This window comes from Streptomyces sp. S063, assembly GCF_002832675.1.
Lineage (GTDB): Bacteria > Actinomycetota > Actinomycetes > Streptomycetales > Streptomycetaceae > Streptomyces > Streptomyces sindenensis.
On record NZ_CP021707.1, the window covers coordinates 3,958,118 to 3,969,822 of the forward strand.

Annotated in this window: 9 protein-coding genes; 5 read left to right on the forward strand and 4 right to left on the reverse strand. The window is 74.0% G+C overall.

The window, feature by feature from the left end:
- Positions 1-78: 78 nt before the first annotated feature.
- The 3 genes from CCZ36_RS18200 to CCZ36_RS18210 all read right to left on the reverse strand — a co-directional run bounded on the left by CCZ36_RS18200 (position 79) and on the right by CCZ36_RS18210 (position 4,699).
- The gene (locus CCZ36_RS18200) at positions 79-3,135 is read right to left on the reverse strand and encodes a type 2 lanthipeptide synthetase LanM family protein (protein WP_164873521.1); all 3,057 of its coding nucleotides are present in this window, start codon (positions 3,133-3,135) and stop codon (positions 79-81) included.
- Positions 3,136-3,232: 97 nt separating this feature from the next.
- Positions 3,233-3,418 (reverse strand): plantaricin C family lantibiotic, encoded by a 186-nt coding sequence (locus tag CCZ36_RS18205; RefSeq protein WP_030075698.1) that lies wholly within the window; start codon positions 3,416-3,418, stop codon positions 3,233-3,235.
- A 198-nt stretch (positions 3,419-3,616) separates the two neighbouring features.
- Entirely contained in the window at positions 3,617-4,699 is a 1,083-nt protein-coding gene (locus CCZ36_RS18210) for a LacI family DNA-binding transcriptional regulator (RefSeq protein ID WP_069737651.1), read from the reverse strand.
- Between the two features lie 159 nt (positions 4,700-4,858).
- On the opposite strand from CCZ36_RS18210, the gene CCZ36_RS18215 reads away from it, so the two are divergent.
- The 5 genes from CCZ36_RS18215 to CCZ36_RS18235 all read left to right on the forward strand — a co-directional run bounded on the left by CCZ36_RS18215 (position 4,859) and on the right by CCZ36_RS18235 (position 10,392).
- Complete coding sequence (locus tag CCZ36_RS18215) at positions 4,859-5,803, forward strand: carbon-nitrogen hydrolase (RefSeq protein WP_128818120.1); 945 nt, start codon at positions 4,859-4,861, stop codon at positions 5,801-5,803.
- Between the two features lie 207 nt (positions 5,804-6,010).
- The gene (locus tag CCZ36_RS18220; RefSeq protein ID WP_335755806.1) at positions 6,011-7,057 is read left to right on the forward strand and encodes an endonuclease/exonuclease/phosphatase family protein; all 1,047 of its coding nucleotides are present in this window, start codon (positions 6,011-6,013) and stop codon (positions 7,055-7,057) included.
- Between the two features lie 81 nt (positions 7,058-7,138).
- Positions 7,139-7,909, forward strand: coding sequence for a two-component system response regulator CseB (gene cseB, locus CCZ36_RS18225; RefSeq protein WP_069740756.1), 771 nt, complete (start codon positions 7,139-7,141; stop codon positions 7,907-7,909).
- A 16-nt stretch (positions 7,910-7,925) separates the two neighbouring features.
- A complete protein-coding gene (locus tag CCZ36_RS18230; protein ID WP_128818121.1) occupies positions 7,926-9,206 on the forward strand; it encodes a sensor histidine kinase in 1,281 nt (426 codons plus the stop codon).
- 265 nt (positions 9,207-9,471) lie between these two features.
- Positions 9,472-10,392 carry a D-alanyl-D-alanine carboxypeptidase family protein gene (locus CCZ36_RS18235; RefSeq protein ID WP_079133907.1) on the forward strand — a complete coding sequence of 307 codons (921 nt, stop codon included), beginning with the start codon at positions 9,472-9,474 and terminating at the stop codon, positions 10,390-10,392.
- An 18-nt stretch (positions 10,393-10,410) separates the two neighbouring features.
- On the opposite strand, the gene CCZ36_RS18240 is transcribed toward CCZ36_RS18235, so the two are convergent.
- Positions 10,411-11,523, reverse strand: a complete 1,113-nt coding sequence (locus tag CCZ36_RS18240; protein WP_128819586.1) for an NADH:flavin oxidoreductase — start codon at positions 11,521-11,523, stop codon at positions 10,411-10,413.
- Between the last annotated feature and the right edge of the window lie 182 nt (positions 11,524-11,705).

Below are 11,705 nucleotides of genomic sequence, written 5' to 3' on the forward strand. Positions count from 1 at the left end.
CCTGCGTGGATGGGTGGTGCAGGGCCCGGCAGGATGCGGGCCCGGTTCGTGGGTGCGCCGTCGTGTCCCGGCCGTGGCCTAGGCGAAGCGCAGCAGGGAGGGGTGGCCCTCCGGGTCCAGGTGGCGGAGGACGGACCAGGCGAGTCCGGCCTCCCCGACCATGAGGCTGTTGGTGTAGGCGTACTTGGTGTCCGAGCGCTGCCCGTACCGCTCCACGACCTCGTCGAAGAGCCGCGGATACAGGTCGTCGAGGCCGTCGCCGTGGCTTCCCGCCCGGCTGCCCTCGCCGGTCCGGTCCACGGCCGCGCCGAACAGCCCGGGGACCAGCTGCTGCCCGAGACCGACGATCTCCGCGCAGGCCAGGTCGCCGTGGCAGTAGGTCGGGTTGTTGCCGAAGCCGCGGGCCAGGGTCAGCCCGGCCAGCCGGTCCAGGACCGGGCGGGACACGGCGCCGGGCGCGTGCTCGTTGCTCATCAGCGCTCCCAGCAGCATGCCGGGGGCCCCGTGGCACCAGCCGTACGAGCGCTCCGGCTCGCCCCAGACGCGCGGCCAGTCGCGGTCGCCGTCCTCCTGGGCGTCGAGGACCGCGCCGAGGATCCGCAGCCCGAGCCCGTGCACGTCCCGGTCGTTGAACTCGGCCCCGTAGCGCAGCAGTACGGGTGCGATGCCCATCGCCCCGTGTGCGTAACCGGTGTACGGGGTGACCCGGGGGTCCTCCAGGCCGGGGCCGCCGAGCGCCTCGGTCTCCCGGGCGGCGATCGTGCGGACCGCCTCGGCGACGACCGCGCGCTCCGCCGGGTCGGTGGCGCGCTCGTGCAGGGCGAGGCCGACGGCCATCGCGCCCGCCATACCGCTGAGGAAGTCGGTGCCGGCCTCGGCCCCCGAGCACCGGGCCAGCTCCCGCGCCAGCTCGCCGAGGCGCCCGGCGTCCGGCTCGTCCAGCAGCCCGCGGGCCACGACGAGCGCGTACGCGGTACCGGCCATCCCGGTCATCCCGCCCACGGACACCCCCTGCTCGGCGAGCCGCCCGCCGCGCAGTTGCTCCTCGACGGGGTCCAGCACGCTGCGCGCGGCCGCCGCGAAGTCGGCCCGGCCCGTCTCGCGGGCGAGTGCGGCGAGGACGAGGGCGGGGCCGGGGCTGCCGCCGTACAGGTCGTAGCCGAGGGTGCCGGGGCTCCACTGGCTCTGCGAGTCGGTGGTGACCTGCGGGGCGATCCAGGTCGCCGGGTGGCGGGGCTCGGTGCTCGCCACCCGGGTCGCGAGCAGCCGCTCCCCGATCCGTACGGCCTCACCGACGAACCGGCCCCGGTCCACGGTGACGGCGGGCTTTCCCGCCGGGCGCACGGGGACGAACCCGGTCTCCTCCTGGTCGGTGGGCAGTTTGTTGACGAACGAGAAGTCGATCAGGCGCAGTTCGCGTTCGATGACGGTCTCGTCCAGCCCGTGGATCCGCTCGCGCACGGTGGTCAGCGGCGGCTCCGCCAGGGCGTCGGCCCGTACGGTCCCGTCCGTCGAGCCCAGCGCGCGCGACCTGGCGGTGTACGAGAAGTACGGCACGTCGCCCCGGGCCATCTGCCGGACCTCGGCGTCGGCGATCGCGGGGGAGTCGCCGGTGCGCAGGACGACCCGGTTCAGGACGGCGGAGCGGACGACCGGGTCCGCCATGGCGTGCGGGTGGGTCGCCATGCGGAGCAACTGCGTGTAGAAGATCGTCGCCTGGTTGACGTGCCGGAACTGCACATCGCCGAGGAACTCCTCCACGGCGTGGACGACCGCGTCCGGGTGGTCCGCCGCATACCGCAGTACCCGGCCGAACTCCCGCTTGACGAGGTCCCGCTGGTCGTTGACGGGCAGCTGGGTGGCGCGCTGTACGGCGAGGTTGGCGTTGGCGGCCGTGGTCGTCGTGGTCACCATCCCGACGAACATGTCGTCGCGCCCCGGGTTCTGGAGGCTCAGCGACTTGTACGGGGAACGCTGCCCGGTGTCGTAGCCGATCGCGCCGATGTCCATGCCCTCGTCGTCGTCGCCCGAGCGCACGACGAGCGGCAGCAGCCCCGACCCGATGATCGACTCCCGGAGCGTGAGCGCCCCGATCGTGGAGGCCGCGCCGTCGTCGTACGCCTCGGGGAGGTTCAGCCGGGGCGACAGCAGGGTCTCGGTGTCGATGACGACGGGCCCGGCGGCGCAGGACACCATGTTCTCGAAGTGGATGTCGGTGGCCCGCAGGAGGAAGAGGATGCCCGCGAGGGTGCCGATCCGGGCGAAGTAGTCCTTCTGCTCGCCCGCGTACTCCTCGGTGGGGATGAACTCCACGAACCCGCCGTGCTCGGTGGGGACCACGGCGACGGTCGGCAGATCGGTGCCGATCCGGCCGTTCATCCAGGAGACGAAGGCGCTGTAGCCGGCCTCCGCGCCGATGGGGTGCGGCTTGTAGAGCACCCGGGCGCCGTCGGTGAACAGGACCTGCGCGACGGAGCGTCCGCCGTTGTGGGTGTCGCCCTCGCCGAGGACGAGACGCTCGACGCGGGGCAGTTCCGGACCGCCGGCCGGCAGGAGCGCGCCCAACCGCGTCGCGGAGGAGTCGAGTTCCTCGATGATCTCGACGACGTACCGCGCGGACGCCTCGACCTGGCGGCTCACCGTCGAGAAGAGGTACGGATAGCGCGCGGTCAACTCGCGGTGTCCGCCCGGACTGTTGGTCCACCGCCGGAAGGCGGCGTACCGCTCCTCGGGGGTGTCGCCGTCCAGCAGGCCTGCCGTGCGCCGCCGGTGGAGCTCCTCGACCAGGGTCCGGATCATCAGCCGGGAGACGAGTCCCGTCTGGTGCGTGACGAAGTCGTCGACGATCCGCCGCGGCGCGGCGATCACGGGCGACTGCGCGGCGGCATGGCGTACGAGGCCGGTCCGGGGCGCGACGAAGTGGCGGAAGTAGTCGTGGAAGAGCCCGTCGGGGTCGACGGAGGGGTCGTAGGCGGGGGGCGCGTCGGGCAGTTCCTGGTTCTGCTCGCCCTCGTCCGCTGTCGCCGCCGCCCGCAGCCGTTCCTCGACGTGCGCGATCAGCTCGGGGTCGGTGAGCTCCGGCAGATACGTCCGCAGCGCTTCGGCGGTGCCGGGGGAGACGTCGTGACTGTTCATGAACACCGGATCCAGGACGGGGCGGGGCAGGGCGGGGGGGTCCCCCTCGGGAGGGGAGGGGGGGTGACGCCGGGAGGTGGGTCCCGGCGTCATACGGTCACTTGCAGTTGTTCTGGCACTCGGCGGTGGCCGTGCAGAAGTTCCCGTTGTTCCCCAGGACGTAGCTGGCGCCGTAGCAGCTGAGGGAGGACACGATGGTTCCCCAGCCCTGACCGGCGGCGCTGACGGCGTCGAGGTTCTGGTCGTCGATCTCTTCGAGGATGCCGACGTTGGGGTTCGCCATGAGGCTCACACCTTTCACGCGAGGAAGCGGCGCGGCTGTGCGGCCGGGCCGTTCCGAATGGATCTTGACCCCATGAACGCTAGGGATCCGATCCGCGATGCACCCCCGCCCGGGGACGGGTTCCGCCCCCGCCCTGGGGCGTGTTGTTCCCCTACCGGATCCTCGCCGGGCGGGGTGGTGGGGGGCGTGGTGTGTTGCTCAGGCGGGGCCGGTGGAGGCGCGGGTCTCCAGGGACCAGGCGTGGCGGCGGACGGTGTCGGGGGCGGCCCGGTCCGCGAGGATGTCGCAGAGCAGCTCGGCGCAGGCGCGGCCGTAGGCGGCGGGGCGCAGGTCGACGGCGGTGACGGGCGGCTCGGCGTTGCGCGTGGCGGGGCCGTCGACGCAGGACGCGACGAGCAGGCCGGCACCGGTCGTACCGCTTCCGCCGGTCCGCCCGACTTCGAGACCAGCTTCGAGGCCGACTCCGTGGCCGGCCCCGTCGCCGACCTGGCCGGCATCCCGGCCGAGAGCGGCCGCCGCGCGCAGGACGCCCGGGGCCGATCCGTCGGGAGCGCAGATCACGGCGTCGACGGCGGGGTCCGCGGTGAGCAGGGCCCGGGTCGTCTCCTCGGCCTCCGCCGGCGTCGCCGCGAACGGCACGGTGCGCAGCGCCACCTCCACCCCGTGGGCCCGCCCCCATGACCGGGCCGTCGCGCGCAGGGCGGTCGCCCAGGCGGAGGAGCCGGACGGGGCGAGGACGGCGGGGCGGCGGGCGCCGCGCTCGGTGACATGGTCGAGGAGGGCGGTCAGCGAGGCGGCGTTGTCGCAGACCACGGCGGCGCTGGGGCCGGCGGCCGGGCCGAGGTAGCGCTCACCGGTGACCACCGGGACGCCCGCGTCGAGCAGCCCCGGCACCGCGCTGTCGCCCGCCTCGGGGTCGATCACCAGCAGCCCGTCGACGCGCGAGGCGATCCGCCCGCCCGCCGCCCCCGACGGCGCGAGCAGCACCATGTCGAGCCCGTCCTCCTGGGCGCGCTCCACCGCCCCGAAAGCGAGGTTCATGTAGTAGTCCAGCCGGGTCGCGGTGGCCGGCAGATGCAGGCCGACGGCCCCGGTGCTGGCGCGGCGCAGCCGCCGGGCGGCGCTGTTGGGGCGGTAGCCCAGCTCCTCCGCCACCGCGCGGACCCGGTCCCGGGTGGCGTCGGCGACCCGCCCCGAGCCCTGGAGCGCGTCCGAGACGGTGCTCTTGGAGACCCCGGCGGCACGGGCTACGTCGAGCAGGGTCACGGTGCGGGAGGTCACGGGGGTGAAGTCTAGACGTCGGCGGCCGTACGGCCCGGAGGGTTGCCGGAACGTTCCGGCAGGGTTAGATTCGATCCGTTGCCGGAACGTTCCGGCAGGCTTCGCCGCCCCAGTCCTCCCCTCAGCCCTCCCCCCGTCCCCTCGCCCCTGGAACCGGTCATGCGTCTGATCACCGCGTACAACCCGCCCGCCTCCCCGACCCGGACCCGCCCCGCCGAGCGCGCGCCCCTGCGCGTCGCGGCGGTCCAGCAGCGCTGGCACCGCGACCCGGCCGAGCACCGCGCCGCCCTGCTGGAGGGCATCCGGCTCGCCGCGGGGGAGGGCGCCCGGGTGGTCTGCCTCCAGGAGCTGACGCTCTCGCCGTACTTCGCGGTCGTCCGCCGCGCCGACCACCCCGAGCCCGCCGCCCCGGAGGAGCTGCTGACGGGCCCCACCTTCACGTTCGCCGCCGAGGCCGCCCGGGAGCACGGGGTGTACGTCCACGCCTCGCTGTACGAGAAGGCCCCGGCGCCCGGCGGCGAGGACGACGGCCTCGGCTACAACACCGCGATCCTGGTCGCCCCTGACGGCACCCTCGCCCAGCGCACCCGCAAGACCCACATCCCGGTGACCGAGGGCTACTACGAGGACGACTGGTTCCGGGCCGGCCCGGCGGGCGACGACGCCTTCCCGCTGGTCGAGGTCGACGGGGCCCGCTTCGGCCTGCCGACCTGCTGGGACCAGTGGTTCCCCGAGCTGGCCCGCGCCTACTCGCTGGCCGGCGCCGACGTCCTCGTCTACCCGACCGCCATCGGCTCCGAGCCCGGCTTCCCCGGCTTCGACTCCCAGCCGCTCTGGCAGAAGGTGATCACCGGCAACGCCATCGCCAACGCCACCTTCATGGTCGTCCCGAACCGCATCGGCGCCGAGAACGGCCTCACCTTCTACGGCAGCTCGTTCATCGTGGACCCGTACGGCCGCGTCCTGGCCCAGGCCCCCCGCGACGAGCCCGCCGTCCTCGTCGCCGACCTCGACCTGGATGCCCGGCGCGACTGGCTGGAGCTGTTCCCGTTCCTCACCACCCGTCGCCCCGACGCGTACGGCCCGCTCACCGAGACCCGCTGATCCGCCGGGCCGGGAAAAGAGCGCCGCAGGCGTACAGGTCTCGGTGCGGCCGGTGAGCGCCGCTTCGTCGCCGCACTGCACCGATACGCACCTGAAACAGAGCCGCGCGGTGCTCGAAGCACGCCCCTGACCGGCCGGAAGCGGCGTTCCCGGAGGCTGTCGGCGTACCCGATCCCCGGTGTACGCGACCGTCAGGAGACCTGTGCCGTGCTGAGCCCAACGGAATCCGCAGCGGCTTCCACGGACGGGACGCCCGCTCCCAACGGTCCCGAACCGACCGCGTCGGATTCCACCGGCTCCGATCCCGCAGGGCCCTCTCCCGCCCGGTCCGCCGCCCGCCGGCGCGGGGCCTGTCGGGTCCTCGCCGGGGCGGCGGTCGTCTGGGCGGCGGCGATGGCGCTCCACGCCTCGATCCCGAACGCGGGCGTCAACGCGGGCAGCCTCTTCCAGACGCTGCTGCCCTGGACGGGCCTCGGCGTGCCGTTCCTGCTCGTGCTCGCCGCCGTACTCCGGTCCCGGCTCGCCGCCGTCGCGGTCCTCGCGCCGGCCGTCGTATGGGTCACGCTCTTCGGCGGAGCCCTGGCCGACAAGCGTTCCGGCGGCGGCGATCTGACGGTGGTCAGCCACAACGTGGACGAGGGGAACCCCGATCCTGCCGGGACCGCGCGCGTGCTCGCCGCCGCCGGCGCGGACGTACTGGCGCTGGAGGAGCTGTCCGACGCGTCGGCCGCCGTCTACTCCCGCGAGCTGGCCGCCGCCTACCCGCACCACGCGGTGATCGGCGGGGTCGGCATCTGGAGCAGGCACCCGCTGGCGGACGTGAAGGAGGTCCCGATCATGCCGTGGACCCGTGCGATGCGGGCCACGGTGCGGGCCCCCGAGGGACCGCCCGTCGCCGTGTACGCGGTCCATCTGGCGTCGGTACGGGTCTCGGCGGCGGGCTTCACGACGGGCCGCCGCAACGAGGCCGCCCGGGAGCTGGCGGCCGCGCTCCGGGCTGAGCCCGCGCCCCGGGTCGTGGTGCTGGGCGACCTCAACGGGACGTACCGGGACCGCGCGCTGGCCCCGGTGACCTCGCGGCTGCGGTCCGCGCAGGGAGAGGCGGGCGCCGGCCTCGGGTTCACCTGGCCCGCGGCGTTCCCGGCGGTCCGCATCGACGACGTGCTGGTACGGGGGATGACCCCGCGCGCGGCCTGGACCCTGCCCGCCACCGGCAGCGACCACCTCCCGGTGGCGGCCAGGCTGAGTCAGTGAGTCGCTGAGCCGGTGAGCCGGTCCTCGGCCCTCCCCCCGACTACGATGCGAGCGACCGCCTCCGCATTGCCCCGTCGACCGATGACCTCGAAAGCCCAGGTAGGCAGCGTGTCAGAAGCACGAGGACCGGCCCCCGGCCCCGGCCCCGCCCCCGTCGGCGTGCTCGTGGTCGAGGACGACGCCACCATCCGCCGCGCCGTCCAACTGGCCCTGGAGCGCTACGGCTACCGGGTCGATGTCGCCGCCGACGGGCTCAGCGGTCTTGAGGCCTTCCGCGCGGGCGGGCACGATCTGCTGATCCTCGACGTGATGCTGCCCGAGCTGGACGGCATCGGCCTCTGCCACCGGATCCGTGAGGAGAGCCCCGTCCCGGTCCTGATGATGTCCGCGCGAGGCGACGCCCTCGACGTGGTCGCGGGCCTGGAAGCGGGGGCGGACGACTATGTGATCAAGCCGGTCGACACCGCCGTCATGGTCGCCCGCATCCGCGCCCTGCTGCGGCGCGCCACCTTCGGCCCGGACCCGGAGAACCCCGCGTCCAAGAGGCCCGACCGGGCCCCCGACCACATCCTGACCTTCGGCGACCTGACCGTCGACACCCTCGGCATGGAGGTCCGCCGGGCCGGCGCGACCGTGTCGCTGACCCCCACCGAACTGCGGCTGCTGCTGGAATTCGCCGCCGCGCCCGGCTCGGTCCTCGACCGCCGGCGGCTGCTGCGCGAGGTGTGGGACTACGGCTGGGAGGGCGACACCCGGGTCGTTGACCTGTGCGTGCTGCGGCTGCGCAAGAAGATCGGCAGCGGGCGGATCGAGACCGTACGCGGCTTCGGCTACAAGCTCGTGCGCGGCTGAGCGGCCGCCGATCGCCGTGGACCTCCTCAATCCCCGCGCCCTGCGCTGGAAGATCGCCGCACTCGCCGCCGCCGCGTGCTGCGCGGTCGCCGCCGTGGTCGGCTTCCTGGTGCACGACGCGACCCGGGAACGCGGTCTGAGCGTCGGCACCGACCGGACGCTGACCCGGCTGATCGCCGCCGAGCGGGAGTACGGCCGTACGGGGAAGGCGCCGGCCGACATCGACGTACGGAGCAGGGACGAACTGCCGGAACCGCTGGCGCGCGACCTCGCGACCCTCGCGGAGAAGGAGACCGGCCCGCCGGACACCGGCGCCTACGCCACCTGGTACGACGCCGATCCCCCCAACTGGTTCTGGATGTGGGGCGCCGTGGCCGTCGACGAGGACCGGTTCCTCGTCGTCCGGGACGACATGAGCACCGAGGTCCGCAGCCTGCAGCTCCTGGACCGCAGCATCGTCAAGTCCGTCCTCGCGGCCCTCCTGTTCGTCGTCCCCCTCGCCGCCCTCGCCACGGAACCGATCAACCGGCGGCTGCGCCACGGGGCCCGTACCGCCCGCCGTATCGCCGACGGCGACCTGGACGCCCGGATCGGCACGACCGGGCGGGCCCGCGACGAGATCACCGAGATGGCGTCGGCCGTCGACGACATGGCCGCCGCTCTCCAGCGCAAGCTGGAGAACGAGCGACGCTTCACCGCCGACGTCGCACACGAACTGCGCACCCCGCTGATGGGTCTGGTCACCGCCGCCGGGCTGCTGCCCGAGGACGACGAGGCGGCCGGCCTCGTACGGGACCGGCTGCGGTCCCTGAACGCGCTGGTCGAGGACCTGTTGGAGATCTCCCGCCTGGACGCGGGCGCCGAGCGGGCCCGCCTCGACCCGGTGCCGCTCGGCGAACTGGTCACCGACGTGGTGCGGCGTACGGGCACGGACACCCGCGTCACCGTGGCGGAGGCCGCAGTGGTGGAGACGGACCCGCGCCGGGTGGAGCGGATCGTGGTCAACCTCGTCACCAACGCCCACCGGCACGGTGCGGCCCCCGTCGAGGTGGCGGTGGCCGGGGCGCGGATCACCGTACGCGACCGGGGCCCCGGCTTCCCGCCCGACCTGCTGGAGCGCGGCCCCCAGCGGTTCCGCACCGGGGCGAGCGAACGCGGCCGGGGCCACGGTCTCGGCCTGACCGTCGCCCAGGGCCAGTCCGAGGTGCTCGGAGCCCGGCTGACCTTCGCGAACGCCCCGGACGGGGGAGCGGTCGCGACCCTCGACCTGGCTCCGCTCCCACCCGCCGCCGCCTGATACGGAACCGAAACGCACTTTCACGGCCGTCGAAACGGTGCTGTACGGGTCCGGAAGAACGACTCCTCGAAGGTGGCACCGGTACGGGAAACCGCACCGGTGCCACCTGGAGGAACCCATGCCCGCCGTCCCCGCCGTCCCCGCAGTTTCCGCTGTTCCCCCTCCCACCGGAAGGGAGGTCCTGCCCACCGGAGATGGCGTCCGCCTCCGTGCCCGGCTTCGCCGCCTCCGCCACCGCTCGGTCCTCGTACCCCTGACCGCCGCCGTGGTGCTCGTGGCCGGCACGGGAGGGTGGTACGCGGCCGGGGGCGGCGGCCGGTCCACGACCGCGCCGGGCGGCGACGGCAGCCCGGGGGAGGGGGTGGCGCCGCTCGCCCGGTCGCTGCACCTGCCGTGGCCGCGCGAGGGGCAGGCGAGCGTGGCGGTGGAGGGGATCGGCAGCCTCGGCACCCGGGGCGAGCAGAAGCCGGTCCCGATCGCCAGCGTCACCAAGGTCATGACGGCCTACGTGATCCTCCAGGACCACCCGATGCGGGCCGACGCCCCCGGCGCGACCGTGGTCGCCGACCAGCGGGCGGCCGACGAGTCGTACTCCTCCGTCGAGACGACCGCTCCCGTGCTCGCCGGGCGGGAGTACACCCAACGCCGGTTGCTGGAGCTGATGATGGTGCCTTCGGGCAACAACGTGGCCCGGCTGCTGGCCCGTTGGGACGCGGGCGACGAGAAGGCGTTCGTCGCGAAGATGAACCGGACCGCCGCCGGGCTCGGCATGCGCGCCACCACGTACACCGGGGTGAGCGGGATGGAGGCGAGCACGCGGAGCACGTCGGCCGACCAACTGACCCTGGCCCGTGCCGCGATGAAGGACCCGGCCTTCCGGCAGATCGTGGCGACCGCCTCCGTCGCGGCCCCGGGCGCCGGGGTGACCTTCCGCAACACCAACAAACTGCTCGGCCACGACGGGGTCATCGGCCTGAAGACCGGCTCGTCCACCCCGGCGGGCGGCAACCTCGTCTGGGCCACGCGGCAGAAGATCGCCGGGGCCGACCGACTGGTCCTCGGGGTCGTGCTGCACCAGCGCGCCGGCACCACCCCCGCCGAGGGCAGCGCCGCCGCCCACGAGGCGAGCCGCGCCCTGATCGCCGCGCTCCGGGCGGAGCTTCCGGCAGCGGCGAACAGGGCTTAGGAACAGCTCCGTTGCCGGTCAGTGCAGAGTCTTCAGCATCTCCGCGGCGAACGGTGTGATGTCCTCGGTGCGCCCGCGCAGGGTCTTCGCCGCCCACTCGGGGTCGGCGATCAGCGCCCGTCCGACGGCGACCATGTCGAACTCGTCGCGCTCCATCCGGTCCAGCAGCTGCTCGATGCCGGTGACGCTGGAGTCGTTGCCCTGGAAGGCGCTGAAGAAGTCGCCGTCCAGGCCGACCGATCCGACCGTGAGGGTCGGCCGGCCGCTGATCTTCTTCACCCAGCCGGCCAGGTTCAGGTCGGAGTCCTCGAACTCCGGCAGCCAGTAGCGGCGGGTGGACGCGTGGAAGACGTCGACACCGGCCTCGGCCAGCGGTGTGAGCAGGGCGTCCAGCTCCTGCGGGGTCTCGGCGAGCTTCGCCTCGTACGCGTCCGCCTTCCACTGGGACATCCGGAAGAAGAGGGGGAAGGCGTCGGACACGGCGGCGCGGCAGGCGGCCACGATCTCGGCCGCGAACCGGGTGCGGGCGACCAGGTCCCCGCCGTAGGCGTCGGTCCGCCGGTTGCTGCCGGACCACAGGAACTGGTCGATCAAGTAGCCGTGGGCGCCGTGCAGTTCGGCGCCGTCGAAGCCGAGGCGCTCGGCGGCGGCCGCCGCGTCGGCGAAGGCGGCGATGACGTCGTCGAGGTCCTTCTGCGTCATGGCGCGGCCCTTGGGCTCGCCGCTCAGGGAGATGCCCGAGGGCCCGACCGGCTCGGCGTCCGGGACGGGCCCGGCGCCCTCGGTGCGGGTGACGCCCACGTGCCACAGCTGCGGGATGATCGCGCCGCCCGCCCGGTGCACGGAGTCCGCGACGTGTCCCCAGCCCGCGAGCGCGGCTTCGCCGTGGAAACGGGGAACCCGGTCGCTGGTCCCGGCGGACTCGTGGTCGACGTACGTGCCCTCGGTGATGATCAGCCCGACGTCGGCGGCGGCGCGGCGGGTGTAGTAGTCCGCCACGTCCTGCCCCGGAACGCCGTCCGGGGAGAACTGCCGGGTCATGGGCGCCATCGCGATCCGGTTCCGGGCGGTGAGTCCGCGCACCGAGAACGGCCGGGAGAGGGCACTCGCGGCACGGGCGGTGGCGCTCACGCCGCCCGCCGTCGCCGCGCCCGCTGTCGTCGCGTCTTCCGTCGTCGTCTCTGTCACGTCGATGTCCTGTCCGTAGCCGGGGTGTCCACCCGGGGCCAACACGCCCGGGCGGCGTGGACATCCCGGCTCCGGCCGCGACGACGGTAAAGAGTGGGCAAAGAACGGAGTCACCCTCCGGCGGC